This window comes from Plantibacter sp. T3, assembly GCF_902506515.1.
Lineage (GTDB): Bacteria > Actinomycetota > Actinomycetes > Actinomycetales > Microbacteriaceae > Plantibacter > Plantibacter auratus.
Genome location: NZ_LR733286.1, coordinates 2,122,628 through 2,147,638, shown reverse-complemented (window position 1 = coordinate 2,147,638; position 25,011 = coordinate 2,122,628). Strand labels below are relative to the sequence as shown.

Annotated in this window: 26 protein-coding genes; 17 read left to right on the top strand and 9 right to left on the bottom strand. The window is 70.3% G+C overall.

Annotation, left to right across the window (positions count from 1 at the left end; translation table 11 throughout):
* The 6 genes from nadB (at window position 1) to GV015_RS10290 (ending at window position 5,064) form a co-directional block, all read left to right on the top strand.
* Window positions 1-1,626: an L-aspartate oxidase gene (gene nadB / locus GV015_RS10315; protein ID WP_159878222.1), complete on the top strand. Its 1,626-nt coding sequence runs from the start codon at window positions 1-3 to the stop codon at window positions 1,624-1,626.
* The gene (gene nadC / locus GV015_RS10310) at window positions 1,620-2,471 is read left to right on the top strand and encodes a carboxylating nicotinate-nucleotide diphosphorylase (RefSeq protein ID WP_159878220.1); all 852 of its coding nucleotides are present in this window, start codon (window positions 1,620-1,622) and stop codon (window positions 2,469-2,471) included. The genes nadB and nadC overlap by 7 nt, the downstream gene beginning before the upstream one ends.
* 1 nt (window position 2,472) lies before the next feature.
* Window positions 2,473-3,615, top strand: coding sequence for a cysteine desulfurase family protein (locus tag GV015_RS10305; RefSeq protein ID WP_159878218.1), 1,143 nt, complete (start codon window positions 2,473-2,475; stop codon window positions 3,613-3,615).
* A 108-nt stretch (window positions 3,616-3,723) separates the two neighbouring features.
* Window positions 3,724-3,924 carry a hypothetical protein gene (locus tag GV015_RS10300; RefSeq protein WP_064296429.1) on the top strand — a complete coding sequence of 67 codons (201 nt, stop codon included), beginning with the start codon at window positions 3,724-3,726 and terminating at the stop codon, window positions 3,922-3,924.
* Window positions 3,925-4,059: 135 nt separating this feature from the next.
* Window positions 4,060-4,275 (top strand): hypothetical protein, encoded by a 216-nt coding sequence (locus GV015_RS10295; protein ID WP_079705518.1) that lies wholly within the window; start codon window positions 4,060-4,062, stop codon window positions 4,273-4,275.
* 219 nt (window positions 4,276-4,494) lie between these two features.
* Complete coding sequence (locus GV015_RS10290) at window positions 4,495-5,064, top strand: carboxymuconolactone decarboxylase family protein (RefSeq protein ID WP_159878216.1); 570 nt, start codon at window positions 4,495-4,497, stop codon at window positions 5,062-5,064.
* Window positions 5,065-5,080: 16 nt separating this feature from the next.
* Here GV015_RS10290 and GV015_RS10285 read toward each other — a convergent pair whose 3' ends face one another.
* Window positions 5,081-6,736, bottom strand: coding sequence for an ABC-F family ATP-binding cassette domain-containing protein (locus tag GV015_RS10285; protein ID WP_159878214.1), 1,656 nt, complete (start codon window positions 6,734-6,736; stop codon window positions 5,081-5,083).
* Between the two features lie 210 nt (window positions 6,737-6,946).
* Between GV015_RS10285 and GV015_RS10280 the strand changes: the two genes are divergently transcribed.
* Both GV015_RS10280 and GV015_RS10275 read left to right on the top strand, forming a co-directional pair.
* Window positions 6,947-8,164, top strand: a complete 1,218-nt coding sequence (locus GV015_RS10280) for an ice-binding family protein (protein ID WP_159878212.1) — start codon at window positions 6,947-6,949, stop codon at window positions 8,162-8,164.
* A gap of 46 nt (window positions 8,165-8,210) precedes the next feature.
* The gene (locus GV015_RS10275; protein WP_064296432.1) at window positions 8,211-8,558 is read left to right on the top strand and encodes a LysR family transcriptional regulator; all 348 of its coding nucleotides are present in this window, start codon (window positions 8,211-8,213) and stop codon (window positions 8,556-8,558) included.
* A gap of 13 nt (window positions 8,559-8,571) precedes the next feature.
* Here the strand turns inward: GV015_RS10275 and GV015_RS10270 are convergent, their stop codons facing one another.
* Window positions 8,572-9,741: a hypothetical protein gene (locus tag GV015_RS10270; RefSeq protein ID WP_159878208.1), complete on the bottom strand. Its 1,170-nt coding sequence runs from the start codon at window positions 9,739-9,741 to the stop codon at window positions 8,572-8,574.
* A 281-nt stretch (window positions 9,742-10,022) separates the two neighbouring features.
* Here GV015_RS10270 and GV015_RS10265 point away from each other — a divergent pair, with 281 nt between their 5' ends.
* Window positions 10,023-10,361 (top strand): hypothetical protein, encoded by a 339-nt coding sequence (locus tag GV015_RS10265; RefSeq protein WP_159878206.1) that lies wholly within the window; start codon window positions 10,023-10,025, stop codon window positions 10,359-10,361.
* Between the two features lie 301 nt (window positions 10,362-10,662).
* Here GV015_RS10265 and GV015_RS10260 read toward each other — a convergent pair whose 3' ends face one another.
* The gene (locus GV015_RS10260; RefSeq protein ID WP_159878204.1) at window positions 10,663-11,079 is read right to left on the bottom strand and encodes a hypothetical protein; all 417 of its coding nucleotides are present in this window, start codon (window positions 11,077-11,079) and stop codon (window positions 10,663-10,665) included.
* 662 nt (window positions 11,080-11,741) lie between these two features.
* Window positions 11,742-12,815, bottom strand: coding sequence for a redox-regulated ATPase YchF (ychF, locus tag GV015_RS10255; protein WP_124768990.1), 1,074 nt, complete (start codon window positions 12,813-12,815; stop codon window positions 11,742-11,744).
* A gap of 132 nt (window positions 12,816-12,947) precedes the next feature.
* Here ychF and GV015_RS10250 point away from each other — a divergent pair, with 132 nt between their 5' ends.
* Together GV015_RS10250 and rmuC are read left to right on the top strand one after the other, a co-directional pair.
* Window positions 12,948-13,529: an exonuclease domain-containing protein gene (locus GV015_RS10250; RefSeq protein WP_064296572.1), complete on the top strand. Its 582-nt coding sequence runs from the start codon at window positions 12,948-12,950 to the stop codon at window positions 13,527-13,529.
* Between the two features lie 58 nt (window positions 13,530-13,587).
* The gene (gene rmuC / locus GV015_RS10245; protein WP_159878202.1) at window positions 13,588-14,967 is read left to right on the top strand and encodes a DNA recombination protein RmuC; all 1,380 of its coding nucleotides are present in this window, start codon (window positions 13,588-13,590) and stop codon (window positions 14,965-14,967) included.
* A gap of 79 nt (window positions 14,968-15,046) precedes the next feature.
* Here the strand turns inward: rmuC and glpX are convergent, their stop codons facing one another.
* Together glpX and GV015_RS10235 are read right to left on the bottom strand one after the other, a co-directional pair.
* Complete coding sequence (gene glpX, locus GV015_RS10240) at window positions 15,047-16,045, bottom strand: class II fructose-bisphosphatase (RefSeq protein WP_064296437.1); 999 nt, start codon at window positions 16,043-16,045, stop codon at window positions 15,047-15,049.
* A gap of 50 nt (window positions 16,046-16,095) precedes the next feature.
* Window positions 16,096-17,091, bottom strand: a complete 996-nt coding sequence (locus tag GV015_RS10235) for a fructose-bisphosphatase class II (RefSeq protein WP_159878200.1) — start codon at window positions 17,089-17,091, stop codon at window positions 16,096-16,098.
* Between the two features lie 76 nt (window positions 17,092-17,167).
* On the opposite strand from GV015_RS10235, the gene fbaA reads away from it, so the two are divergent.
* Window positions 17,168-18,193, top strand: a complete 1,026-nt coding sequence (gene fbaA / locus GV015_RS10230) for a class II fructose-bisphosphate aldolase (protein ID WP_159878198.1) — start codon at window positions 17,168-17,170, stop codon at window positions 18,191-18,193.
* A 62-nt stretch (window positions 18,194-18,255) separates the two neighbouring features.
* Here the strand turns inward: fbaA and GV015_RS10225 are convergent, their stop codons facing one another.
* A complete protein-coding gene (locus GV015_RS10225; RefSeq protein ID WP_159878196.1) occupies window positions 18,256-18,864 on the bottom strand; it encodes a DUF6264 family protein in 609 nt (202 codons plus the stop codon).
* A complete protein-coding gene (locus GV015_RS10220; protein WP_071261248.1) occupies window positions 18,861-19,892 on the bottom strand; it encodes a 4-hydroxy-3-methylbut-2-enyl diphosphate reductase in 1,032 nt (343 codons plus the stop codon). The genes GV015_RS10225 and GV015_RS10220 overlap by 4 nt, the downstream gene beginning before the upstream one ends.
* Window positions 19,893-20,026: 134 nt before the next feature.
* Between GV015_RS10220 and xseA the strand changes: the two genes are divergently transcribed.
* The 5 genes from xseA to GV015_RS10195 all read left to right on the top strand — a co-directional run bounded on the left by xseA (window position 20,027) and on the right by GV015_RS10195 (window position 24,328).
* Window positions 20,027-21,286 (top strand): exodeoxyribonuclease VII large subunit, encoded by a 1,260-nt coding sequence (gene xseA, locus GV015_RS10215; RefSeq protein ID WP_159878194.1) that lies wholly within the window; start codon window positions 20,027-20,029, stop codon window positions 21,284-21,286.
* Window positions 21,287-21,295: 9 nt separating this feature from the next.
* Window positions 21,296-21,532, top strand: coding sequence for an exodeoxyribonuclease VII small subunit (locus GV015_RS10210; RefSeq protein WP_159878192.1), 237 nt, complete (start codon window positions 21,296-21,298; stop codon window positions 21,530-21,532).
* Entirely contained in the window at window positions 21,529-22,224 is a 696-nt protein-coding gene (locus GV015_RS10205; RefSeq protein WP_159878190.1) for a DUF4245 domain-containing protein, read from the top strand. The genes GV015_RS10210 and GV015_RS10205 overlap by 4 nt, the downstream gene beginning before the upstream one ends.
* The gene (locus GV015_RS10200) at window positions 22,221-22,862 is read left to right on the top strand and encodes a carbonic anhydrase (RefSeq protein ID WP_079705503.1); all 642 of its coding nucleotides are present in this window, start codon (window positions 22,221-22,223) and stop codon (window positions 22,860-22,862) included. The genes GV015_RS10205 and GV015_RS10200 overlap by 4 nt, the downstream gene beginning before the upstream one ends.
* 62 nt (window positions 22,863-22,924) lie before the next feature.
* Complete coding sequence (locus tag GV015_RS10195; protein WP_159878188.1) at window positions 22,925-24,328, top strand: aspartate ammonia-lyase; 1,404 nt, start codon at window positions 22,925-22,927, stop codon at window positions 24,326-24,328.
* Window positions 24,329-24,400: 72 nt separating this feature from the next.
* Here the strand turns inward: GV015_RS10195 and GV015_RS10190 are convergent, their stop codons facing one another.
* The gene (locus GV015_RS10190; RefSeq protein ID WP_159878186.1) at window positions 24,401-24,982 is read right to left on the bottom strand and encodes an A24 family peptidase; all 582 of its coding nucleotides are present in this window, start codon (window positions 24,980-24,982) and stop codon (window positions 24,401-24,403) included.
* Window positions 24,983-25,011 lie beyond the last annotated feature (29 nt).

Here is a 25,011-nt window from a genome sequence, read left to right as displayed (position 1 = left end):
ATGGCGACGGTGCTCGTGGTCGGGAGCGGGATCGCCGGGCTCGTGGCCGCGATCCACGCGAGTGAACGGCACGAGGTGGTGGTCGTCACCAAGGACGTCCTCGGCCAGAGCAACACGCGCTATGCGCAGGGCGGGATCGCCGGGGTCATGTTCGACGACGACCGCGTCGAGGACCACGTCCGGGACACGCTGCTGGCCGGTGCGGGGCTGTGCGACGAGGAGGCCGTCCGGGTGCTCTGCACCGAGGGGCCCGAACGGATCCGCGAGCTCATCGCCTTCGGTGTGGCGTTCGACCGCGACGGCGACGGCTTCGCGAAGGGCCTCGAAGCGGCCCACTCCTACCCCCGGGTGCTGCACGCCGGCGGTGACGCGACCGGCGCGGCGATCGAGACGGCGCTCGTCGAGACGCTTGCGGCCCGGCGGGTCACCGTGCTGGAGCACACCGTCCTCGTCGACCTGGTGGTCACCGCCGGGACGGTCACCGGTGCACACCTCCGGTCCTCCGAGCGCGGTGCGTTCACCGTCGAGGCCGACCAGGTGATCCTCGCCACCGGCGGTGTCGGACAGCTCTACCCGTTCACGACCAACCCGGCGGTGGCGACGGGCGACGGCGCCGCTGCAGCACTCCGTGCTGGAGCGGTGCTGGCCGACGTGGAGTTCGTCCAGTTCCACCCGACCGCGCTCGCGGCACCCGGAAGCTTCCTCGTCTCCGAGGCCGTCCGCGGCGAGGGGGCCGTCCTCCGGGACGTCAACGGTGAACGCTTCATGCGGGAGCTCCACCCCGACGCCGAGCTGGCACCACGCGATGTCGTCGCCCGAGGGATCGCCCGGGCCATGGCAGCGCAGGGCGGTGCCCCGGTGACGCTCGACGCGACCGCGCTCGGTGCGGACCGCCTCGCCGCGCGGTTCCCGGGGATCGACGAGCACCTCCGAGCCTCCGGCGTCGACTGGTCGCGCACACCGGTCGCCGTCGCCCCGGCCGCACACTATTGGATGGGCGGTGTCGCCACGGACCTCGACGGCCGGACCACCCTGCCCGGGCTCCTCGCCGTGGGCGAAGTCGCTCGCACGGGCGTCCACGGGGCCAACCGCCTCGCCTCCAACTCGCTCCTCGAGGGTGCCGTCTTCGCGGCCCGCGCCGTCGCGGCGATCGATGCGGCACCGGGTCCGATCGCCGGTCGCCCGAGGCTCGGTGGTGAGCGGGCCGTCCTCGATCCCCTTGCGGCCGATGACGACCTCCGACTCCCAACGGACGCCGTCGAGCCCTTCAGCCGCGCGGCGCTCCACGCCGTGATGTGGCGGGATGCCGGGCTGGTCCGTGACGCGCGTGGTCTCGAGCTCGCGCGCCGGACCCTGGACCGTTGGTCGACCGAGCTCGACGACGTCGTCACCGCGCCACGGTCGGTCGCGGCTACCGAGGACCGCAACCTCCTGCTGCTCGCCCGGGCCGTTGTCGCCGCTGCCCTCGCGCGCACCGAGTCACGCGGTGCCCACGCCAGGGACGACCATCCCGGTGTCGATCCGGATCAGGCGTCGCTGATCGCGATCACCCTCGCGACCCCGGCTGACGCGCCCCAGCCCACCACCCACCCATCCGTGAACGGAACCGTGCTCGCACCATGCTGACCCCACATCTCATCGACACCACCGTCACCGCGGCTCTCGTCGAGGACGCCCCGTGGGGCGACCTGACGGCGGCGACCCTCATCCCGGAGGACGCCACGGCCTCGGCCTCCCTGGCCGCCCGCGAGGCGGGCGTCTTCAGCGGTTCGGCCGTGTTCGAGGCGGCGTTCCGACTGACCGACCCACGCATCACGGTCGCGTTCCTCGTCGCCGACGGCGAACGGTTCGCTGCGGGTGACACCATCGCCATGGTGTCGGGTCCGGCGCGTGCCGTCCTGACCGCTGAGCGCGTCGCCCTGAACTTCGTCCAGCGGATGAGCGGCATCGCGACCATCACCGCGGCGTACGTCGAAGCCGTGTCCGACACCCGCGCCCGCATCGTCGACACCCGGAAGACGACCCCGGGCCTGCGCGTCTTCGAGCGCCACGCGGTGCGATCGGGCGGCGGGCACAACCACCGCCATTCGCTCTCCGACGCCGTCATGGTCAAGGACAACCACCTGGCGGTCCTCCTCGAGCGCGGCCTGACGGTCACCGAGGCGTTGCTGCGGGCTCGCGAGGAGCTCCCGCACACGACGACGATCGAGGTCGAGGTCGACCGCCTGGACCAGATCGAGGCGGTGCTGGCGGCGGGCGTCGACACGATCATGCTCGACAACTTCACCGTCGACCAGCTCCGCGAGGGCGTCGCGCTGATCGCCGGCCGCGCCATCGTGGAGGCGAGCGGGAACGTGACGCTGACGACGGTGCGGGCCATCGCGGAGACCGGCGTCGATGTCATCTCCTCCGGTGCCCTCACCCACAGTGTCCGTTCCCTCGACCTCGGGCTCGACGTCTCGGTCGACTGAGATGCTCTACCTCGACAACGCCGCGACGACGCCGGTGCGCCCGGAGGTGCTCGAGGCGATGTGGCCGTACCTGACGAGCACCTTCGGCAACCCGTCGAGCCATCACACCGTCGGCGAGGCGGCGGCCGGGGCGTTGCGGGACGCCCGGCGACGCGTCGCGACCGCGCTGGGCGTCCGACCTGGGGACGTGGTGTTCACCTCGGGCGGCACCGAAGCGGACAACCTCGCGGTCAAGGGCATCACCCTGGCGGCCCTCGATCGTGGACGCCATGTCGTCACCTCGCCGATCGAGCACGAGGCGGTCGCGGAATCGGTCGCATACCTCACGCGGTTCCACGGGGTCGAGGCCACCGTCCTCCCGGTGGACGGGACCGGCCTGGTCGACCCGGCCGAGCTCGCCGCTGCACTCCGGCCGGACACGGTGCTCGTCTCGGTGATGGCGGCCAACAACGAGATCGGCACGGTCCAGGACCTGTCGGCGCTCGGAGCCGTCACCAGGGCCGCAGGCGTCCCGTTCCACACCGACGCCGTGCAGGCCGCGGGATGGCTGCCGCTCGGACTGGATCGCCTCGGTGTGGACGCGCTGAGCCTCGCCGGCCACAAGCTCGGTGCTCCGAAGGGCGTCGGACTGCTCGCCGTGCGCGGCTCCCTGCCGCTGGAACCGCTCCTCCACGGCGGCGGGCAGGAACGCGGTCGCCGGAGCGGGACCGAACAGGTGGCCGCCGCCGTCGGGCTCGCGACGGCGCTGGAGCTCGCCGAGCGTGATCGGGTGGAAGCGGTCGACCGCGTCAGCGGGCTGCGTGACGCGTTCATCGCGAGGGTCCTGACAGAGGTCCCGCGCGCTCGGTTGACGGGCCACCCCGAACGACGGCTGCCGGGCATCGCGTCGTTCGTGTTCCCCGGGACCTCCGGCGAGGCGGTCCTCCTCGAACTCGAACGGCGCGGCGTCATCTCCTCGAGCGGCTCCGCGTGCGCTGCCGGCAGCGACGAGTCGTCACCGGTCCTCCTCGCGATCGGCATCGCTCCAGAGGTCGCGCAGACCGCCGTGCGCTTCAGTTGGACCGCCGCCGTCACCGCGGCCGAGCTGGACCGGACGGCGAGCGCCGTCGTCGCCTCGGTGGGGGCCGTCGCGGGCCTCCGCTGAACCCCACGACGACCGACCGGACGGATCCGGCCGCGCGCTCGGTGCCGGGTGTCCGACGCCGGATGTCTGGCGGCGCCCATCGCCGGAGGCTGGGCTACGGTGGGATCCATGAGCACCGAGCAGGACGCGGCAGACCGCGCACGACGTCGACACGACAACGAGGACGCTGACGCCGTCACCCGGTTCCTCGCCGAGCGTGACCCGGAGTACGACCTCCACACGGAGCGTCTGGTCGACCCGGAAGAGGTCATCCTCAAGGACTGGCTGCCGCACGCGACCCCGACCGACGGTGGCGCCCCCGCCCCCTGAGCGACGGCGCCCTCTCGCGCCGGATCGTCTCATGATCTAGCCGTCCACGCCTCGGAACACAAGTGGTTGCCGCGCGGGCGCGGGCCCGCGAGGCTGGAACGGTGACCGAGAGTCGGGATCAGAGACGGAGCTGACATGGGATTCCTGGACAACGCCAAGGACGCTGCTGAGGCGACCGGCCGGAAGATCGGCGAGACCGTCGAAGACGCCAAGGACCGGATCGGCGACAAGGTCGACGAGGCCAAGGCCGACGCGAAGGTGAAGCAGGCGGAGGCCGACGTGAAGAAGGCCGAGGCCGAGCGCGACACCACCGAGGCGAAGAACGACTACAAGGAGCAGCTGCGCGACTGACGCGCCCTCTGAACGACGAGGACCCCGCCTGGCGAACGCCGCGGGGTCCTCGCTCATTGTCGGGGCGCGGGTCTCCCCCGGCGACAACCGGGGCCGGTGATGCCGATGTGATCGCCGAGACCCACCGGAAAAAGGTTCTGACAGCGCCGATCTCGAGTGCCATCATGATCGGTAGCCGCGGACGCCCGGCCCGCGGCCCGTTCCGACGAGGTGGCCGACATGTCGATCCTCCGCACCATCCCCGAAGCCGATGCCGATGCGACGACGGCCGCGATGTACGACGACGACATCGCCGACCAGGGTTTCGTCGCGGCGCACACGAAGGTGATGGCGTTGAACCCCGGGGCCTACGCCGCGTGGGAGGCGCTGATCGGTGAGATCGCCCGCCCGCTCGGCCTGCGCCGCTACGAGCTCGTGACGCTCGCCGCGGCGCGAGGGACGCGGTCACGGCATTGCCGTCTCGCTCACGGCCGGAGATCGCTTGCGCTGTTCGAGGAGGACCAACTCGTGCGCATCGCGGCGGACTATCGCGACGCCGGCCTGAGCCCGGCGGAGGTCGCGATGATGGCCTACGCGGAACGGGTGGGTCGCGACTCGGACCGGATGACCGACGCCGACAGCCTGATCCTGCGCCAGCACGGTTTCTCCGACCGGGAGATCCTCGACATCACGCTCGCCGCGGCCGCCCGCAACTACTACAGCCGCGCGATCCAGGCGCTCGCGGTCGACGTCGACGTTCCCGAGGACATCGGACCCGAACTCCGTGACGCGCTCCTCCGGGGCCTCTGAGCGGTACCGCCGCGGGCTAACGCTCCGTGACCTGGCCGGCCTCGACGACCCACCGCCGCTCGATCCGGACGGTGTCGAGCATGCGGCGGTCGTGGGTGACGAGGAGCAGTGTTCCGTCGTAGCTCTCGAGCGCCTCCTCGAGCTGTTCGATCGCAGCGAGGTCGAGGTGGTTCGTCGGCTCGTCCAGGACCAGCAGGTTGATCCCTGTCGCCTGGAGCACGGCGAGCCCGGCGCGGGTGCGCTCCCCCGGTGACAGCTCGTCGACGGGCCGGTTCACGTGGTCGGCCTTCAGCCCGAACTTCGCCAGCAGCGTCCTGACCTCTCCCGGACTGAGGTCGGGCACGATCGCCTCGAAGCGGTCGGCGAGCGGCTCCGTGCCGACGAGCATTGAGCGGGCCTGGTCGATCTCGCCGATCCGCACACTCGAGCCGAGGCTCGCGCTGCCCGCGTCGGGTTCGCGACGACCGAGCAGCGTCGCGAGCAGGGTGGACTTGCCGGCGCCGTTGGGCCCGGTGATGCCGATGCGATCGCCCACGTTCACCTGGAGCGACAGGGGGCCGAGCTGGAAGTCGCCCTGCCGGACGACGGCCTCGGACAGCGTCGCGACGACCGTGCTCGAACGCGGTGCGCTGCCGATCGTGAACTGCAGCTGCCACTCCTTGCGCGGTTCCTCGACCTCGTCCAGTCGGGCGATGCGGCTCTCCATCTGCCGGACCTTCTGGGCCTGCTTCTCCGAGGACTCCGCCGACGCCTTCCGCCGGATCTTGTCGTTGTCGGGCGCCTTCTTCATCGCGTTCCGCACACCCTGGCTGGACCACTCCCGCTGCACTCGGGCGCGACCGATGAGATCGGCCTTCTTGTCGGCGAACTCGTCGTAGGCGTCGCGGGCGTGCCGCCTGGCGACCTCGCGCTCCTCGAGGTAGGCCTCGTATCCGCCCCCGAAGACGCGGTTGCTCTGCTGCGCGAGGTCGAGTTCGAGGACGCGCGTGACGCAGCGGGCGAGGAACTCTCGGTCGTGGCTGACGAGCACCACACCCCCGCGCAATCCCTGCACGAAGCGTTCGAGCCGCTCCAAGCCGTCCAGGTCGAGATCGTTGGTCGGTTCGTCGAGGAGGACGATGTCGAATCGCGACAGCAGCAGCGCCGCCAGTCCGACGCGAGCGGCTTGCCCGCCCGAGAGTGACGTCATCATCGTGGTCGTCACATCCGCGTCGAGGTCCAGCCCGAGGTCGGCGAGGACCGCGGGGATCCGCTCCTCGAGGTCGGCCGCCCCGCTCGCCAACCAGCGGTCGAGGGCGGCGGAGTAGACGTCCGCGGGGTCCGTGCCTGCCTGCGGGGGCTCGGCGAGCGCCGCGGCGGCCGCGTCCATCGCCTCGGTCGCCGCAGCGCAGCCGGTCCGCCGGGCGATGTAGGCGGCGACGCTCTCACCGACGACACGCTCGTGTTCCTGCGGGAGCGCGCCCACGAAGGCGTCGGACGGCGACAGCGTGATGGTTCCGGCCTGCGGTTCGAGGGAGCCGCCGAGGAGCTGCAGCAGCGTCGACTTCCCCGCGCCGTTCATCCCGACGACGCCGATGACGTCGCCCGGCGCCACCGTCAGATCGAGGCCGTCGAACAGGGTGCGGTGGCCGTGTCCTCCGGCCAGGCCTTGGGCCACGAGCGTTGCAGTCATGTTGCAATCGTCTCATTCCGTCCGGGCCTCGGTGAACGTTCATTTCGCGCCACGAGTCGGCGGAGTAGCGTATCGCACCAAGATAACAATTGGCTACATCAGGAGCGCTAGCTGATCTAGCGACCCCCGAAGGTGGTACACAGGGAACAGTTGCGGTTGATGTCGCCATCCTCGTTGGCTTCGCGCCCCTCCCACACGGAAGGGGCCTTCATGCGCCTCGAACTCTCCCCACCTGACCACAGTGCCAGACCCGGTCGCACTCGCCCACGGCTCTTCGCCGCAGCGGCAGTCGTGACCGTCGGACTCCTGGCCATCGGTGCCGGACCGGCGAACGCCGCGACCTCGATCGACGGCCCGATCTTCCTCGGTACGGCAGCCGACTACGGCGTCCTCGCCGCATCGGCCGTCACCAACACCGGCGCGACCACGATCAACGGCGACCTCGGGCTGAGCCCGGAGAGCTCCGTGACCGGCTTCCCGCCGGGCCTCGTCAACGGCACCCAGAACGTGACGAACGAGCCCGCCGCCCTGGCCAAGAACGACCTCCTCAAGGCGATGGGCGTCGCCTCCAGCCTCACGCCGGCCCCGCAGCAGGTCGGTGAGCTCACCGACCTCAACCTCACTCCCGGCGTCTACGCCGGCGGAGAGATCTCCCTCACCGGAAACGTGACGCTCACCGGCACCGCGGAGTCGGTCTGGGTCTTCCAGGCGGCGAGCACGCTGAAGACCGGCATCGGTTCCTCGGTCACCCTCGTCGGCGGCGCGAGCGCCTGCAACGTGTTCTGGCGTGTCGGCAGCGACGCCACGCTCAACGGAGGCGCGCCCTTCGTCGGCACGATCCTCGCCGACACGTCCATCTCCACGGGAGCGGGCACGGTCGTCGAAGGACGTCTCCTCGCGTCCACCGGCGCCGTGACGCTCATCAACACCGTCATCAACCGGCCGACCGGCTGCGACGACGGCAGCGGCTCCGAGGTCACGACGAGCCCGGAGATCACCTCCGCTCCGCTCCCCGGCGGCACCGTCGGCACGACCTACGACAGTACGGTCACCTCGACCGGCAGCCCCGACGCGACGTACACGGTCACCTCGGGTGCCCTGCCCCCGGGACTCGTCCTCGACAGCGTGACCGGTGGCGTGACCGGTACGCCCACGACGCCCGGGACCTACACGGTCACCATCACCGCGAGTAACGGCAGCGCGCCCGACGACTCCATCGAATCGACGATCGTCATCGTCCCGCCGGGCACCCCGCAGGTCCCCGGTCAGCCGGCGGTTCCGGCCGGAGACATCACGAGGCTCCCCGACACCGGGTTCCAGGGATCCACGCTCGCGATCGTGGCCGGCTCCCTGCTCGGCCTCGGTCTGCTCGCGGGTATCGCCTCGGTGATCGTGCGACGTCGTCGACGCGACCAGCTGGGTGGCTGACGCGACACTGGTCGGCAGCCTGACGCCGTGACCGTAGGCTGAGGGCATGGATCACAAGCAGCTGCGCTCCTTCGTCGCCTCCGCGGAGACCCTCCACTTCGCGAAGGCGGCCAAGGCGCTCGGCGTGCCGCGGAGCACCGTCGTCGCCGACGTCCGGAAGCTCGAGGAGAGCGTCGGAGCGGAACTGTTCGCTCGCGACGTGGAATCCACGCAGCTGACGGACGCCGGCTACGCGTTCCTCATCGAGGCGCGTCGCCAACTCGACGCCTCAGCGGCAGCAGCAGCGAAGTCGGCTCCTGCGCCGGGCGGCAAAGCCAAGGCGAACAAGGGCAAGGGTCGCGCGCCGAAGGTCAAGGGCGAGCCGCTGCCGTACAAGAAGCGCCAGGGTCGCTGAGCCGTCCCCGCCGTCAGCGGTCCTGCGTCTCCGACGCGGACTCGACGACCCGCACCGATTCGCCTCGCCGCTCCGCGTCGGCTCGGGCCGTCCGTGCGATCGACACGAGGGTCTCGACGGGCGTCGGCGCGGCCGAATCCACCGCGACGCCGAGGTTCGCAGCACCGGCGAAACCGTCGAGCTGCTGCGTCACGGCCTCCCGGTAGCCGGCGGCGATCGGTGCCGCGAGGTCGTGGAGCCCCGAGAGGCCGGTCGGCCCTGGTTCGACCGACGTGGCCACGAGGATCGTCCCGCCCCACACTCGCGTACAGACGGACCCGGCCGGCAGCTCCCGGAAGACCGCGGCTGCGAGCAGTGCCTCCAGCTCCCCCGCCGTCGCCATCCCGTAGGCGCGGCGGAGGTCGCCGTAGCCGTCGATCGCCACGACGAGGATCGCGAGGCGACGATCGGGTTGCTGCCCCTCGCGGAGTCGGGTCGCCTCGGCGATGAACGCCCGGCGCCCCACCGCGCGGACGCCCACCCGCTCCGAGGAGAGGCGCTGCTTGCGCTCCCAGGAGCGCAGGAGGACGAGGCCGACGGCGATCGCGACGACGAACACGAGGTTCATGTAGGTCACGATGGGCGTGCTGAACAGCCGCTCGAAGATCTCCGAGTGGGGACCCGCCGCGAGGTAGACCGCGAGGCGCACGGCGGTGAACACCGCATGGAGGATCATGACGACGACGAGCACCAGTGACGCCGGCGCCGTTCGCATCCGCCCCCGTCGCGCCTCGTACGCGACCAGGAGCGACAGCATGATGAGCGAGATGAGCCGGGCGATGGTGCCGGCCCACTCCGGGTCGTCGGTGGGGTCGAGGACGGCGGAGATCGCCGTCCCCCCGACGAAGAGGGTGCCGAGCAGCACGAAGCTGCGCCGACCGTTGAACAGCCGGCACCCGACCCACAGGGCGGCGATCGAGGCGACCATGGCGGCGTTGGCGACGGCGACGATCCATACCGAGTCGCCGTTGAGCGTGGCGGCGAGGTAGCTGACCGCCGAGAGCAGAGTGGTGGCGAATCCGGACATCCAGGCTGCCAGGTGGCGTCCGGCGAGGGTTCGCGCGCTGTCGAGTCCGTAGAAGATCCCGCACGCGGCGCAGACGATCACCGCCACCACCAGCATGCTCGCCAGATCGATCGTCATCCGGTGCCTCCCGTGGCGCCCGTTCGGGTGGCGCCTCATCGAGCGTACCGCCGGAGCAGTACCCCGCTGGCGGCAGGGGCGTCGGAACCACCAGGGTGCTGAACCACGGAGACCCGATGTGCCAGCACCTGTGGCCGATCGCCGCGCCCCAGAGTGCGCGTCTTGCTCCGAAACCCGTACGCAGGCGACAGAACGCGCACTCTCGTCCTGGAAGCGTGACGCTATGCTCCGCGTTGCAGACGCCTGACCGCAAAACTCCGGACCTCCGGGAGAATCGAAGCATGGACATGCACTACGTCGACCACGAACCGGGAATGTGGTTCCTCGTCGAGCAGGAGGGTTCGCTCTACCTCGACGCGAGGTACAGCTACAGCGCCCTCATCGACGATTCCGCACTCATTCGACTGAACGACACCGAGGTCGCCGCCTACCTCGCGGGCGACCACGATGTCCTGTCAGACCTAGCGACGCGTGTCCACAACAGCGCGCCCTATCGAGCCGAGTCGCGGTTCTTCAGCAGGGATCTGTACCGCAGCGCAGACGGCCCGCAGTATCGCGAAGCCGTCTCAGCGGCGATCGCCGATCACACGTGGATCGCGGAACAGCGGCGGAAGCGGTAGCCGCCGCCGAGAGCGCTCATTCCGTCGACGTGCTGCAGCCGATCGACAGCGATGTACACGTCGCCGAGCCCGTTCTCAGCGATATCGCCATAGGTAACCCAACCGAGGCGGTGCAGCCGAGTCTGAGCCGTCTCGGCCGTGGCTTCGATCGTCTGGGGAAGATCCCCCTGCGACCAGCGCCGCAAGCAGTACCAAGTGGCGCGCTTACATCCAGCGGTCGGCACCGGACGTGTATTCGTCACACAAAGCAGCCCCTCCCGAGCCCACCCGAAGGTGAGCCCGAGAGGGGCCGCCCCGGCTGCTAGACCTTCGGGCTGTTGATCTGCGCTGTCGCGCACTGCGGTCCGGCGCACACCGTCACCTTGGCACTCGTGTAGTTGCCGCGAACACCAAAGTCGTACCAGTAGTCCGTCACGGTGCCGCCGTTCTTCAGCTGCGACAGGCACGACTTCGAGCGGTCGAAGGAACCGTTGAGACCGTACGTGAACGTACACGAGGTGTACCCAGCGTTGCCGCCGAAGTAGAGGCTCACGTGGTACTTGATGTTCGTACCGATGAAGTCCCCAGGATCATTGCACGCCTTCAGAGTGCCCTGGTACGTGTTCGTGCCGCACTGGTTGTACTGACTCGCCGATGCGGCTGGTGCGCCGGCGGCGCCGATGCCGCCGAGAAGCAGCACTGCTGCGGCAACAGAGAGCAGCTTGGTCTTGAGTTTCATGATTCCCCCATCTGATTCAGTGATGAAGCGCTCAGACCGGGATACCGGCGATGCGCACACCCTCAGGATGGCGTGTCCCTCCCAGCGGAATCTGTCCGCTCTTCGACCGATACCGATCGCTCCGCACCTCCGGTATCACGCGTCGCGCGAGTATCAATTCGGCGTGTTCCACCGCAAGAGCCGCCGACTCACCCGTGGCCGGCTCGAGTGTCGCCCCACCGAAACGAGGATCCTGAACCTGGCACGCCCACGCCCCCTCCGCTACGACGCCAACACGTAGCTGCGCAAGCGCAACGCCCCCATCAACCCGAAGCGCGACGGCCGCGACGGACCGCCGAACCGTACCAGAACGCGGTGGGGTACCGGTGGCGGGAGACGATCGCGCCTGCCGGGCACGCCGGGATCCGCCTGCACGATCTCCGGCGCTTCTACGCCTCAGGCCTCATCGCCGCCGGCCGCGACATCGTCACAGCACAGCGCACGCTCAGGCACTCCTCTGCGACGTCCAAACTGAACAGGTACTCGCCGCTCTGGCCGACAGCCCAGGACCGCACGAGACTGGCCGCGGCGAGCATCATGCGGCCGGCTGTCCTCCGTTTCGCGGACGCAGCTGCGGACCAAGAAGCCCTCTCCCCCGTCATCTGGCGGGAGAACGGGCCACATCAGACGTTGAAGCGGAACTCCACGACGTCGCCGTCCTGCATGACGTAGTCCTTGCCCTCCATGCGGGCCTTGCCCTTGGAGCGCGCCTCGGCGACGGAGCCGGTCTCGACGAGGTCGTCGAACGAGATGACCTCGGCCTTGATGAAGCCCTTCTCGAAGTCCGTGTGGATGACGCCGGCCGCCTGGGGCGCCTTGGCGCCCTGCGGGATCGTCCACGCACGCGACTCCTTCGGACCCGCCGTGAGGTAGGTCTGGAGACCGAGCGTCGCGAAGCCGATGCGTGCGAGCTGGTCGAGGCCGGACTCGGTCTGGCCGGTCGACTCGAGCATCTCGCGGGCGTCGTCCTCGTCGAGGTCGACCAGCTCCGACTCGAGCTTCGCGTCGAGGAAGACGGCCTTCGCCGGTGCCACGAGGGCGGCCAGCTCGTCGAGCTTCGCCTGGTCCTGGAGGACGTCCTCGTCGACGTTGAACACGTAGATGAACGGCTTGGCCGTGAGGAGACCGAGCTCCTTGATGGGCGCGAGGTCGATCTTCGTCGCCGAGAGCGGGGTGCCGGCGTTCAGCGCGTCCTGCGCCTCCTTCGCCGCCGTGAGGACGGAGGGGTCGAGCTTCTTGCCCTTGACCTCCTTCTCGAACCGGGTGACGGCTTTCTCGAGCGTCTCGAGGTCGGCGAGGATGAGCTCGGTGTTGATGGTCTCCATGTCGGACGCCGGGTTCACGTCGCCGTCGACGTGCACGACGTCGGGGTCGGCGAAGCCGCGGACGACCTGCGCGATGGCGTCGGCCTCACGGATGTTCGCGAGGAACTTGTTGCCGAGGCCCTCCCCCTCGCTCGCGCCCTTGACGATGCCGGCGATGTCGACGAAGGACACCGCGGCGGGCAGGATGCGCTCGCTGCCGAAGATCTCCGCGAGCTTGCCGAGCCGGGCGTCGGGCAGTTCGACCACGCCGACGTTCGGCTCGATCGTCGCGAACGGATAGTTCGCTGCGAGCACGTTGTTGCGCGTGAGCGCGTTGAACAGGGTGGACTTGCCGACGTTGGGCAGGCCGACGATGCCGAGAGTAAGAGCCACGAGGGTCTATCGTACTTGGCCGCGCGTCCCCGTGGGTCGCGCCTCCGCTCCGGGCACGGATCGGCACCGTCGATCGAGCGGGTTGCGGCGTGCCACCCGAGCGGTGTCGGACGCTGGTGCGAGGGTGAGGACGTGCCACTGGATTTCACCGCCATCGACTTCGAGACCGCGAACTCGTCATCCGCCTCCGCCTGCAGCGTGGGCCTCGTCCGGGTCCGCGACGGCATCGTCGTCGACCGCGCGGGCTGGCTCATCCAGCCCCCTGCCGGACACGACGCGTTCCTCGAGTGGAACACCCGCATCCACGGGATCGTCGCGACCGACGTCCTCGGAGCGCCGGGTTGGGCGGACCAGCTCGACACGCTGCTCGACTTCGCCCAGGGTGACGCCCTCGTCGCCCACAACGCCGGCTTCGACATGGGCGTCATCCGCGGTGGCTGCGCCGCAACCGGCCTCGACTGCCCCGACCTCAGCTACCTGTGCAGCCTCAACGTCGCCCGCAAGACGTACCAACTCGACTCCTACCGGCTCCCCGTGGCGGCTCTCGCCGCCGGATTCGACGACTTCCAGCACCACGACGCCACCGGCGACGCCGAGGCCTCCGCGCACATCATCATCCACGCCGCCGCCCGTCACGGCGCCTCCTCGATCGCCGAACTCGCGCAGCTCACGAGCGTCAAGATCGGCCGGATCGGGACGGCCGTCGCCGCCTGAGCCCGCGGTCGCCGCGCGGCCTCCGACCGATGTCGGCGGCCCGCGACACACTGAGGGCATGGACAGCGCACTCGCCCTCGGGATCGGCCTCCTCATCGGACTCGTCATCGGCGCAGCCGTGGCGGTCCTCCTGCTGCAGCGGCGCGCCGGCGCGGGGTCGGTCGACCCGGCGCTGCTCGAGGCCAGGCACACCGCCCAGCTCGCCGACCTCCGCGGCCAGCAGGCGCAACTCCTCGCCGATGCGTCCGCCCGGGAGGCGGAAATCCGGGCCGCGCTGCGCGCCGAACTCGCCGCACTCGACGCCACAGCCGACGGGCTCGGACGTGAGCTGAACGCCCAGCGCGAGCAGTACCGCGAGCTCGCCGAGCGCCACCGCGCCGACGCCGAACGACGATCGCGACAGGAACACGAGGAGAGCCAGGTCCTGCAGGCACTCGCGCCCGTCCAGCACAGCCTCGAGCACATGCAGGCGAAGGTCGCGGAACTCGAGCAGCAGCGCAGCCGACAGCACGGCGAGCTCGCCCAACAACTGAAGACGGCTTCGGAGTCCGAGGAACGCCTGCGGTCCACGACGGAGTCGCTCGCCTCGGCGCTCCGCAACAACGCCACGCGCGGCGTCTGGGGCGAGACCCAGCTCCGCAACGTCGTGGAGGCGGCCGGTCTCACGCAGCGCGTCGACTTCGACCTGCAGTCGAGCATCACGTCCGACAACGGCATCGGCCGACCCGACATGGTCGTGCGGCTCCCCGGCGGCAAGTCCCTCGCCGTCGACGCGAAGGTGCCGTTCGCGCAGTACCTCGAAGCCAGCACCATCCCCGTCACCGCGACGGGCGAGGAGGCCGCACGACGCACCGCCCTCCTCGCGCAGCACGTGAAGGCCGTGCGGTCGCACGTCGATGCCCTCGCCGCGAAGGGGTACTGGCGCGGCCTCGAGTCGAGCCCGGAGTTCGTGATCTGCTTCATCCCGAGCGAGTCGCTCCTCGCCGCAGCACTCGAGGCCGACGCGAGCCTGCTCGACTACGCCTTCGGCAAACGGGTCGCCCTCGCCTCCCCCGTGAACCTGTGGGCGGTCCTCAAGACGGTCGCGTTCACCTGGCAGCAGGACGTCCTCACCGAGGACGCGAAGCGACTCTTCGACCTCGGCAAGGAGCTCTACCAGCGGCTCTCGACGCTGTCGGACCACGCCGACCGCCTGCGCCGGTCCATCGAAAGCACGGTCACCAACTACAACCAGTTCGCCTCGTCGTTCGAGACCCGCGTGCTCGTCACGGCGCGCAAGCTCGACGCCCTCGACGAGGCGACGGTCATCGGTCAGGTGAGCCAGAGCGACGCCTCACCGAAGCGCCTCACCGCACCGGAGGCGCAGCCCTCGCCGGAGCCGTCCGATGGCGAGCCGAGCGAGCTCGAGGCGCGACTCGCACACCGGCTGCAGGACTGACCGGCACGAGCACCGCACGACGAAGCGCCCGGCACCACCGTGAGGTGGAACCGGGCGCTTCGCTCCGCTGGAGGAGCGGCTACAGCCACTTCGCAGCGAGGTGGTCCGCCTCGACGCGACGGATGGTGCCGGAACGCGACCGCAGCACGAGGCTCTCGGTGCGGATGATCGGCCCCTTGCGCTGCACACCGTCGACGAGTTCACCGTGGGTGACGCCCGTCGCGACGAAGTACGTGTTGTCGCCTCGGACGAGGTCGTTCGCGCCGAGGACGCGGTCGAGGTCGTGACCGGCCGCGAGCGCACGCTCACGCTCGGCGTCGTCCTTCGGCATGAGCTTGCCCTGGATGAGCCCGCCGAGCGCCTTCACCGCACACGCGGTGATGATGCCCTCAGGCGTGCCGCCGATGCCGACGCACATGTCGATCCGCGAGTCGTAGCGCGCGGCGTTGATGCCACCCGCGACGTCGCCGTCGAGCAGCAGACGCGTCCCGGCACCCGCCGCGCGGATCTCCTCGATGAGCTGCGCGTGGCGCGGTCGGTCGAGGACGGCGACGCGGATGTCTTCGGGCTGCTTGCCCTTGGCCTTCGCGAGCTCGCGGATGTTGTCGCCGATGGACTGGCTGATGTCGACGACACCGATGCCGTCGGCGCCGGTGACGATCTTGTCCATGTAGAACACCGCGGACGGGTCGAACATGCTGCCGCGGTCGGACACGGCGATGACGGAGAGCGCGTTCTGGCGGCCGGCGGCGGTGAGGCTCGTGCCGTCGATCGGGTCGACGGCGATGTCGCAGGACGGGCCGCGGCCGTTGCCGACATGCTCGCCGTTGAACAGCATGGGCGCTTCATCCTTCTCGCCCTCGCCGATGACGACCACGCCGTCGAAGTTGACGGTGCCGAGGAAGGCTCGCATCGCGTCGACCGCAGCGCCGTCGGCGGCGTTCTTGTCGCCTCGCCCGATGAACGGCGCCGCCCGGATCGCGGCGGCCTCCGTCGCTCTCACGAGCTCCATGGCGAGGTTGCGGTCGGGCTGCAGATAGTGGGAGCCGGTTTCAGGCTGGGTCACTGGATCCTCCATGGATCGCTCGCCTCGTGGGACACGACGCTTCGGTGGATGAGGGTTTCAGCCTATCGAACCGGGCTGGGAAGGCCGCTGGGTGCGTCTCGATCGAGGCGCTTCCGTGACCTCGTCAGCGGGCTCCCGGGACCGACGACGACGGACTCGACCATGACACCGCCGTCCGCTTCGACCCGGACCTCGGCGAGTTCGGCTCCGGCGGCGAGCGCGGTCGACGTGACGGCGCTGAGCAGCAGCCAGGCGTCATCGCGGCAGAGTTCGTCGAGCGGGACCTCGCGGTCGAGATCGGTCCCGGCCTCGACGAGACGCGCACGTTCCTCCGGCGACTGCGGCGCGAAGCGCGCCGTCATCCAGCCGCCGAGGGCCCGGACAGCGGCAGCCGTGAGGATGCCCTCGGGGGCTCCGCCCACGCCGAGGAGCAGATCGAGGTCGCCGTCGGCGGCCGCGGCCCGGAGGGACAGGGCGACGTCGCCGTCCATGAAGCTCACGAGCTCGGCACCGGCGGCGGTCACGGCCTGGGCGGTCGCCGCGTTCCGAGGACGGTCCTGGACCGCGACCCGCAGCTGCTCGACCGGCCGCCCCAGCCGGGCCGCGAGCCGGTCGAGGGTCACCGCGATCGGCTCGGCCAGCGACAACTCGCGTCCCCCGCCGGCGGCGACGAGCTTCTCGAGGTAGTACGCCGGCCCGATGTCGAACATGGCACCGCGCGGGGCGATGGCGATCACGGCGACGGAGTCCGGCTTCCCGGAGGCCGCGAGCTTCGTGCCGTCCACAGGGTCGACGGCGAGGTCGATCGCCGGCCCCGCTCCCGTGCCGAAACGTTCCCCGACGAAGAGCATGGGCGCCCGGTCCTTCTCGCCCTCCCCCACGACGACGCGCCCGTCGACCGGGAGCGATTCGAGCGCTCGGCGGAGCGCATCGACGGCGACCCCGTCGATGCGCATGCCGTCTCCACCTCCGATGAGACCCGCGACGGCGGCAGCCGCGGCCCTCGTGGCGTCGAGGAAGCCGTCGAGGAGGTCGGTGTCCGGAGTGCGCTCGATCATGTCCCCATCGTGCCGTATGCCTCGGAGCCCGAGTCACTAGACTTCAAGGCGAATCGTCCCCACGCAAGGAGAAGACATGCCCGTCGCCACCCCGGAACAGTACGCAGCGATGCTCGAGAAGGCGAAGTCGAACGGGTTCGCGTACCCGGCGTTCAACGTCTCGAGCAGCCAGACCATCAACTCCGTCCTCCAGGGCCTCACCGAGGCCGGTTCCGACGGCATCATCCAGGTCACCACGGGCGGCGCCGACTACTTCGCCGGCCACACCGTGAAGAACCGTGCCGCCGGCGCGATCGCCTTCGCGAAGTTCGCGACCGAGGTCGCCAAGAACTACCCCGTCACCGTCGCGCTCCACACCGACCACTGCCCGAAGGACGCGCTCGACGGCTTCGTCATGCCGCTCATCGCCGCCTCCGAAGAAGAGGTCAAGGCCGGTCGCAACCCGATCTTCCAGTCCCACATGTGGGACGGCTCGGCGGTCCCGCTCACGGAGAACCTCGAGATCGCGACCGAGATGCTCAAGCGCACCAAGGCCATCAACGCCATCCTCGAGGTCGAGATCGGCGTCGTCGGCGGCGAAGAGGACGGCGTCAGCCACGACATCAACGAGCACCTGTACACCACGCTCGACGACGCCATCGCGACCGTCGAGGCACTCGGCCTCGGCGAGCAGGGTCGATACATGGCCGCCCTCACCTTCGGCAACGTGCACGGGGTCTACAAGCCCGGCAACGTCAAGCTCCAGCCCGAGCTGCTGAAGACCATCCAGGACGGCCTCACCGCCAAGTACGGCCACGGCCCCAAGCCGCTCGACCTCGTCTTCCACGGCGGGTCGGGTTCCACCGACGCCGAGATCGCCGAGGCCGTCGCGAACGGTGTCGTCAAGATGAACATCGACACCGACACGCAGTACGCGTTCACGCGCTCGATCGCCGGCTACATGCTCTCGAACTACGAGGGTGTGCTGAAGCTCGACGGCGAGGTCGGCAACAAGAAGGTCTACGACCCCCGCGCCTGGGGCAAGGTCGCCGAGTCGGCGATGGCCGCTCGCGTCCTGGAGTCGACGAAGCAGCTCGGCTCGTACGGCACCAGCACCTCCTAGTCACCTGCACGAACAGAACGGGCCCGGCATCGCTGCCGGGCCCGTTCTTCGTGTTTGGACGACTACGGCTGCTGCGAGCGGACGTACTCCATGAACGCCGGGTCGGCACCCATGGCCACGGCGAGACAGATCACCACGACCAGGTTCGCCGCGACGCCGGCGACGAGCGGGATCCAGAAGGTCAGTCGACCCGCGCGGAGCGATCGGCTCGACAGGATGATGGCGCCCACCCACAGGGCGATTTGGAGACCGAGCGCCAGGATGCCCATGGCGCTCGCGAGACCGTCCGAGGAGTACCCCGAGACACCCATCTGCACGAGTGCGGGGCGGATCAGGCCGGGGAGGTCGAGCAGGCCCGGCATGGTCACGATCAGGCCGACGAGGCCGAGTCCGAGCAGGATCGACGTCGCGATCCGGTCTCCGGCGACGGGTCGTCTGGCGGCCACGGTCGGAGCACCCGGCTGCACCACCCCAGGCTCACGCGTCTGCTCCCGCGTCTGCTCGCGCAGGGTCGGCTCCTGCTGCTGCCGCGGTTGCCGTTCGACGGGGACGACCGGCGCGATGCCGAGCTCCTCCGCCCGCTGCTCGTCGATGGGCTCGGCGATCCGGGCACGCTGCTCCTCGGGGGACGCGTACTCACCGAACTGTGGACGGGGGCGGGATTCGCTCATGGTCGACGCCCTCCCAGGGCGCGCGGATCGGTCGTGCCGGCAAGGTCTTTGCGCAGCTCCTTCGGCAGGGAGAACATGAGGTCCTCCTCGGCCGTCTTGACTTCCTGCACCGCGCCGTAGCCGGCTCCGGAGAGTTCTTCCAGGACCTCGTCGACGAGGACCTCAGGCACGGAGGCGCCGCTGGTGACACCGACCGTGACGACGCCGTCGAGCCAGGCCTGCTGGATCTCGTGCGCGTAGTCGACGCGATAGGCGGCCTTCGCGCCGTACTCGAGGGCGACCTCCACGAGGCGCACCGAGTTCGAGGAGTTCGCCGACCCGACCACGATCACGAGGTCAGCGTCCTGGGCCACCTTCTTGATGGCGACCTGACGGTTCTGGGTCGCGTAGCAGATGTCGTCGCTCGGCGGATCCTGGAGCTTCGGGAACCGCTCGCGCAGGCGGCGGACCGTCTCCATGGTCTCGTCCACCGACAGCGTGGTCTGCGAGAGCCACACGACTTTGTCGGGGTCGGCGACGACGAGGTCGTCGACGGCTTCCGGGCTCGTCACGAGCGTGACGTGGTCGGGCGCTTCACCGGCCGTCCCCTCGACCTCCTCGTGCCCCTCGTGTCCGATGAGCAGGATCTCGTAGTCGTCGCGGGCGAAGCGCACGGCCTCGCGGTGCACCTTGGTGACGAGCGGGCAGGTGGCGTCGATCGCGAGCAGCCCACGGTCGGCGGCGGCATCGACCACGGCTGGCGAGACGCCATGCGCACTGAAGACGATGTGCGCGCCGGACGGCACCTCATCGACCTCCTCCACGAACACCGCGCCCTGGGCCTCGAGCTGATCGACGACGTGCACGTTGTGGACGATCTGCTTCCGGACGTACACCGGCGCGCCATAGTGCTCGAGCGCCTTCTCGACGGCGACGACCGCGCGGTCCACGCCGGCGCAGTAACCACGAGGGGCGGCGAGCAGGACGCGCTTCTCGCCGGCGACGGGGAGGTCTGCGAGGCGTCCGGCGATGCGTCGGAGCCTCGGCATGCCGAGGCCGATGGCTGGGGCGTCGCGGAGATCGGTCACGTGTGGATTCTACGCGGCAGCGCTCGGGAGTCGGCCGTGAACGGTCGGGTGGTCCGCGACCCCGCGCCGTCGGTGCTCGCGGCTAGGCTTGAGGGATGAGCGATGCACCGGCCACCATGGAAGCCCCCTGGCCGGTCGCGCTCCTCGGCACGAAGCTCCGCGACTACATCGACCGCCTCGGCACGGTCTGGGTCGAGGGCGAGATCACGCAGTGGGGCGCCTCGGGCGGCAACGTCTACGGCAAGCTCAAAGACCTCGAGATCGATGCGACGGTCGGGTTCACCATCTGGTCGTCCGTCCGGGCGAAGATCCCCGCCGACCTCAAGCAGGGCGACCACGTGATCGCGTTGGTCAAGCCGAACTACTGGCTCAAGGGCGGCACGCTCACCATGCAGGTCATGGCGATGAAGCACGTCGGCATCGGCGACCTCCTCGAGCGACTCGAACGACTCCGTCGGCAGCTCGCCGACGAGGGGCTCTTCGACGCGTCGCGCAAGCGGGCGCTCCCGTTCCTCCCGCAGTGCATCGGGCTGGTCACCGGCAAGGACTCCGACGCCGAGAAGGACGTCCTCCGAAACGCCGAGTTGCGCTGGCCGTCGGTCCGGTTCCGCGTCGTCCACGCGGCCGTCCAGGGCGACCGCACCCCCGGCGAGGTCGTGAGCGCCATCCAGACCCTGGACGCCGACCCCGAGGTCGACGTCATCATCGTCGCGCGCGGCGGTGGCGACTTCCAGAACCTCCTGGGCTTCAGCGACGAACGCGTGGTCCGCGCCGTGGCCGCCTGCACCACGCCCCTCGTGAGCGCCATCGGCCACGAGGCGGACCGCCCACTGCTCGACGACGTCGCCGACCTCCGCGCCTCCACACCGACCGACGCCGCCAAGCGGGTCGTCCCCGACGTCGCGGAGGAGTTCGCTCGCGTGCAGCAGGCCCGCGTCCGGTTGTCCTCCCGGGTGACCTCGTTGCTCGGTCACGAGATCGACCGGCTCGCGACGCTCCGGACGCGTCCCGCGCTCGCCGACCCGTCCTGGATCGTCGACTCGCGGGCGGACGAGCTGACCCGCACGGTCGCCAGGGGGGCCGAGCTCATCGACCGCGCCGTCGAGCGCTCCCAGCGCGAGGTGACGGAGCTCCGCTCGCACCTCCGCGCCCTGTCGCCGCAGCGCACGCTCGACCGCGGCTACGCCATCGTCCAGCGAGCGGACCCGGAGGCCGGTGTCCCGGGCGGCGCGGTCATCCGCGCGGAGGGCGACGCCCCCGCCGGGACGGAGCTCCTGGTCACCCTCGCCTCCGGCGCGATCGGCGCCTCCAGTACCGGCCCGGCCACGGCTGCCGCCCGGACCGACGACGAATAGGATAGAAGCATGCCAACCCCCTCCGATGTCCAGGAGCTCAGCTATGAGCAGGCACGCGACGAGCTCGTGCGTGTCGTGTCCGAGCTGGAGCAGGGCTCGGCGTCGCTCGAGGACTCCCTCCGGCTCTGGGAGCGCGGCGAACAGCTCGCCCAGCGCTGCGAGGAGTGGCTGATCGGCGCGAAGGCACGGCTGGACGCGGCTCGCGCCGCCCAGCTCGGACCCGGCACTCCGGACGCATCGCGGTGAAGGACACCAAGCCGCCGCGCGTCGTGGCCGAGCTCGGCCGCCCCGAGACGCCGCAGGAGACCGCCGACCGCAAGGCGGAGAACTCCCGCCTCTACCGCTCGCGCAAGACCGTCAACAACCTCGTCCTGTCGCTCCTGGCCACGGTCGGCCTCGTGGTCGTGATCGTGCTGGCCGTGCCCCGAGGTGAGGCCCCGGAACGCCCGACCGTCGACTACGCGCAGCTCGCCGGTCAGGCGCAGCCCGACCTACCCGTCCCACTCCTCACCCCCGAGCTCGGCGACGACTGGGGCAGCAACTACGCCGACGTCCGCACCGCAGCGTCACCGGTCGCCGGCACACCCGACATCCGCTCATGGAACGTCGGACTCATCTCCCCCGACGACGAGTTCGTCGGCCTCGTCCAAGGCGTGGACGCCAACGACACCTGGCTCCTCGCCGAGCTCGACGAAGCCCGGCCCACCGGAACCGTCACCATCGACGGCGTCGAGTGGGTCGAATACGCGAACGGCAGCGGCTCCGACGACGGCAACGTCGCGTACGCCCTGTCGACCATCGCCGGTCGGAGCACGATCGCCGTGTTCGGCACGGCGAAGTCCGAGTACGTCCTCGATGTCGCACGCTCCGTGCGCACCGGGGTCGCCGCCAACCTCGACGCCCCGTCGGGCGCCCCCGCAGAAACGGACTCAGAATGACCCAGAAGCGCCCCGGTGCCGTCTGGCGCGAGATGCAGCGCGGTAACGCGCGGTTCGTCGCCGGTCAGCCCGCCCACCCCCGGCAGGACGTCGAACGCCGCGCCACGCTCGCGCACTCCCAGGCCCCGGAGGCGGTCATCTTCGGCTGCTCCGACTCCCGTCTCGCGGCCGAGATCATCTTCGACAAGGGACTCGGCGACCTCTTCGTCGTCCGCAACGCCGGCCAGATCGTCTCCGACTCGGTGCTCGGCACCCTGGAGTACGCCGTCGGCGTCCTGCAGGTCCCGCTCATCCTCGTGCTCGCGCACGACGAGTGCGGTGCCGTCCGCGCGGCGATCGACTCGCAGGCGGAGGACGCCGTCCCGCTCCCGCCGTACATCGACCGGCTCATCCAGCAGATCGTCCCCGCGGTGAGCGCCGTCGCCGGACCTGCCCCGATCGACGCGGCCGCGGTGGACTCCTCGGAGGTCGGTCGCCGCCACCTGCGGCGTACCGTCATGGAGGTCGTCTCGAGGTCCGAGCTCATCAGCGACGCGGTCGCCGCCGGCACGGTGGCCATCATCGGCGCGAACTACAAGCTCCTCGAGGGGACCGCCATGGCCGACATCGTCATCGGCGACGTCACGGTCCCCGAATAACCATCCGCTCGCCGTCCGGCGCAGCACCCACCATCGCAATCGCACGAAGGAGAACGAACAGCGTGGTAGACACCTCAGCAACCGAGTACCGCATCGAACACGACACCATGGGTGAGGTGCGGGTCCCCGTGAACGCGCTCTACGGCGCCCAGACGCAGCGGGCCGTCGAGAACTTCCCGATCTCGGGCAGCGGACTCGAGTCGGCGCAGATCGCCTCGCTGGCCCGGATCAAGAAGTCCGCGGCACTCGCCAACGCCAAGCTCGGCGTCCTCGACCAGGGTGTCGCCGACGCGATCGCCGCAGCGGCCGACGAGGTCATCACCGGCGCGCACGACGCGCAGTTCCCGGTCGACACCTACCAGACCGGCAGCGGCACCTCGTCGAACATGAACATGAACGAGGTCCTGGCGACACTCGCGAGCGCGCGCCTCGGTAGCCCGGTGCACCCCAACGACCACGTCAACGCCTCGCAGTCCTCCAACGACGTCTTCCCGACCTCGGTGCACATCGCGGTCACGAGCGCCCTCATCGACGACCTCATCCCGGCCCTCGACCACCTGGCCGTGTCGCTCGAGCGCAAGGCCGAGCTGTGGAAGACCGCGGTGAAGCCCGGCCGGACGCACCTCATGGACGCCACCCCCGTCACCCTCGGGCAGGAGTTCGGCGGCTACGCCCGCCAGATGCGGCTCGGCATCGAGCGGGTGCGGACGGCACTCCCCCGCGTCGCCGAGGTCCCGCTCGGCGGAACCGCGACCGGCACGGGCATCAACACCCCAAAGGGCTTCCCGCAGCTGGTGATCGAACTCCTGGCCCAGGAGACCGAGCTGCCGATCACGGAGGCGACCGACCACTTCGAGGCGCAGGGAGCGCGCGACGGACTCGTCGACGCGTCCGGCGCACTCCGCGTCATCGCGGTGAGCCTCACGAAGATCTGCAACGACCTCCGCTGGATGGGCTCCGGCCCGAACACCGGTCTCGGCGAGCTGCACATCCCCGACCTCCAGCCGGGATCCTCGATCATGCCCGGCAAGGTGAACCCCGTGATCCCGGAGGCCGTCCTGATGGTCGGCGCCCGGGTCGTCGGCAACGACGCGACCATCGCCTGGGCCGGCGCCTCGGGCTCCTTCGAGCTCAACGTGGCGATCCCGGTCATGGGCACGGCGCTCCTCGAGAGCATCCGTCTCCTGTCGAACGCGACCCGGGTCCTCGCCGACAAGACCGTCGACGGCCTCGAGGCCAACCTCGACCGCGCCGCGGCACTCGCCGGCTCCTCGCCCTCGATCGTCACTCCGCTGAACAAGATCATCGGCTACGAGTCGGCGGCGAAGATCGCCAAGCACTCCGTCGCCAAGGGTCTGACCGTCCGCGAGGCCGTCGTCGACCTCGGGTTCGTCGAACGCGGCGAGATCACGGAGGAGCAGCTCGACACGGCCCTCGACGTCCTCTCGATGACGCATCCCGGCTGAGTCGACCCGCTCGTCGAACGACCGGACGGCCCCGGAACCCTCGCGGTTCCGGGGCCGTCTCCGTCCGTGTGGTCACGCCGAGACGGCGATCGCGCTCCAGCAGCCGAGGAGCAGGAACGGGCCGAACGGGATGCGCGTGCGCCAACCGGCGGAGCCGCCACGTGAGCGTGCGAGGAACACGACGACCGCACCCGCGAGGCCGGCCGAGGAGACCGACACCACCGCGAAGAGCAGCACCGCGGACGTCCCGAAGCAGCCGACCGCGAGGCCGAGCAGCGCGCCGAGCTTCACGTCCCCCATGCCCAGCCCGCCGAGGAGGGCGCACACGTACAGGACGGCGCCGACCGCGAACCCCATCAGGAGCGGTTCGAGCGGGGCCACCTGGCGCACTGCGGCATCGACCGCGGTGACCGGCACCGCGATGGCGAGCGCCGGCAGCACGAGACGGTTCGGGAGCCTCCGCTCCGCGACGTCGATCCACACGAGCGGCGGCGTGATGCAGGCGAGCCACACGAGAACGATGACGACCGGACGCGGGTCGGGGCCGAGCCGGGCCATGGTGACGGCTACGAGCAGCAGCGTCGAGCCGGCCATCGCCGCGGTGGCGACACGCGGGCGGCGCCGCCTGCCGGTGGAGGTCGTTCGCGAGGGCATCCCGTCAGGATAGGAGGATCCTCGTGCCG

What these genes read in the sequence shown, in the direction of transcription:
- GV015_RS10295 (WP_079705518.1), top strand. Translation starts at nt 4,060, where the DNA reads ATGGGATTCCTGGACAACGCCAAGGACGCTGCTGAGGCGACCGGCCGG.
- GV015_RS10265 (WP_159878206.1), top strand. Translation starts at nt 10,023, where the DNA reads ATGGACATGCACTACGTCGACCACGAACCGGGAATGTGGTTCCTCGTC.
- nadB (WP_159878222.1), top strand. Translation starts at nt 1, where the DNA reads ATGGCGACGGTGCTCGTGGTCGGGAGCGGGATCGCCGGGCTCGTGGCC.
- glpX (WP_064296437.1), bottom strand. Translation starts at nt 16,045, where the DNA reads ATGGAGGATCCAGTGACCCAGCCTGAAACCGGCTCCCACTATCTGCAG.
- GV015_RS10190 (WP_159878186.1), bottom strand. Translation starts at nt 24,982, where the DNA reads ATGCCCTCGCGAACGACCTCCACCGGCAGGCGGCGCCGCCCGCGTGTC.
- GV015_RS10220 (WP_071261248.1), bottom strand. Translation starts at nt 19,892, where the DNA reads ATGCCGAGGCTCCGACGCATCGCCGGACGCCTCGCAGACCTCCCCGTC.
- GV015_RS10210 (WP_159878192.1), top strand. Translation starts at nt 21,296, where the DNA reads ATGCCAACCCCCTCCGATGTCCAGGAGCTCAGCTATGAGCAGGCACGC.
- GV015_RS10235 (WP_159878200.1), bottom strand. Translation starts at nt 17,091, where the DNA reads ATGATCGAGCGCACTCCGGACACCGACCTCCTCGACGGCTTCCTCGAC.
- xseA (WP_159878194.1), top strand. Translation starts at nt 20,027, where the DNA reads ATGAGCGATGCACCGGCCACCATGGAAGCCCCCTGGCCGGTCGCGCTC.
- rmuC (WP_159878202.1), top strand. Translation starts at nt 13,588, where the DNA reads ATGGACAGCGCACTCGCCCTCGGGATCGGCCTCCTCATCGGACTCGTC.
- GV015_RS10285 (WP_159878214.1), bottom strand. Translation starts at nt 6,736, where the DNA reads ATGACTGCAACGCTCGTGGCCCAAGGCCTGGCCGGAGGACACGGCCAC.
- GV015_RS10300 (WP_064296429.1), top strand. Translation starts at nt 3,724, where the DNA reads ATGAGCACCGAGCAGGACGCGGCAGACCGCGCACGACGTCGACACGAC.
- GV015_RS10275 (WP_064296432.1), top strand. Translation starts at nt 8,211, where the DNA reads ATGGATCACAAGCAGCTGCGCTCCTTCGTCGCCTCCGCGGAGACCCTC.
- GV015_RS10200 (WP_079705503.1), top strand. Translation starts at nt 22,221, where the DNA reads ATGACCCAGAAGCGCCCCGGTGCCGTCTGGCGCGAGATGCAGCGCGGT.
- GV015_RS10225 (WP_159878196.1), bottom strand. Translation starts at nt 18,864, where the DNA reads ATGAGCGAATCCCGCCCCCGTCCACAGTTCGGTGAGTACGCGTCCCCC.
- GV015_RS10280 (WP_159878212.1), top strand. Translation starts at nt 6,947, where the DNA reads ATGCGCCTCGAACTCTCCCCACCTGACCACAGTGCCAGACCCGGTCGC.
- nadC (WP_159878220.1), top strand. Translation starts at nt 1,620, where the DNA reads ATGCTGACCCCACATCTCATCGACACCACCGTCACCGCGGCTCTCGTC.
- GV015_RS10270 (WP_159878208.1), bottom strand. Translation starts at nt 9,741, where the DNA reads ATGACGATCGATCTGGCGAGCATGCTGGTGGTGGCGGTGATCGTCTGC.
- GV015_RS10260 (WP_159878204.1), bottom strand. Translation starts at nt 11,079, where the DNA reads ATGAAACTCAAGACCAAGCTGCTCTCTGTTGCCGCAGCAGTGCTGCTT.
- fbaA (WP_159878198.1), top strand. Translation starts at nt 17,168, where the DNA reads ATGCCCGTCGCCACCCCGGAACAGTACGCAGCGATGCTCGAGAAGGCG.
- GV015_RS10305 (WP_159878218.1), top strand. Translation starts at nt 2,473, where the DNA reads ATGCTCTACCTCGACAACGCCGCGACGACGCCGGTGCGCCCGGAGGTG.
- GV015_RS10290 (WP_159878216.1), top strand. Translation starts at nt 4,495, where the DNA reads ATGTCGATCCTCCGCACCATCCCCGAAGCCGATGCCGATGCGACGACG.